This window comes from Tsukamurella conjunctivitidis, assembly GCF_007858475.1.
Classification (GTDB): domain Bacteria; phylum Actinomycetota; class Actinomycetes; order Mycobacteriales; family Mycobacteriaceae; genus Tsukamurella; species Tsukamurella conjunctivitidis.
On record NZ_VIGX01000154.1, the window covers coordinates 1 to 617 of the forward strand.

The 617-nt window shown below is 69.5% G+C and carries 1 protein-coding gene; it reads right to left on the bottom strand.

The features are described from left to right. Positions 1 to 14: 14 nt before the first annotated feature. On the bottom strand, positions 15 to 617 hold a 603-nt coding region (locus tag FK530_RS26090), incomplete at its 5' end, for a hypothetical protein (RefSeq protein ID WP_158645202.1).

The window sequence follows — 617 nt, forward strand, 5'->3', positions numbered from 1 at the left end:
GGGCAGACAACCTGTCAGCGGGGCGGGCAGACGATCGTCACGGTGTCGTCGTCCGCGCCGACACCGGAACCCCAGGTGAGTGTCCCGATGTCCCCCGCCCACTCCAGCGACCAGGGCTGGGAGACAATCGGGTCGGCAGGACCGTCCTTGCCGGTGGACCACGCGCCCCGGACCGGAGTGGCCGAGATGCTTCCCGGTTCGACGACGAAGAAGCGCGTGTCCCAGCCCTCGTAGGCGGGTTCGACCAGGGCGAACACCCGGCACCCGCCCGGTGCGTCGGGCTGCAGGTGGTGGGCTGCCGTCGGCAGGTCGGCACCCTCGAGAAGCAGGACGAGTGCGAGGATCGGGACCACCCCCAGGGAGAACACGGTGGTCACCGTGCGGATGGTGCGCCGCAGGATCCGACGCCACAGGAGTGGAGTCTCCTGGAACGGCGTGGCGAGGCGGACGACGATGAGGACCAGACTGAGGGCCCACAGGAGCAGTGCAGCGACGAGAATGCCCACGACCAGGTGGCTGTCTGTCACCACGCGGCCGGCGATGACCAGGGGCGGGAGTTCCGACTGTCCGAGAGCCCACGTGCCGATGAAGAGCAGGGCAGTACCCGCGCACCACGT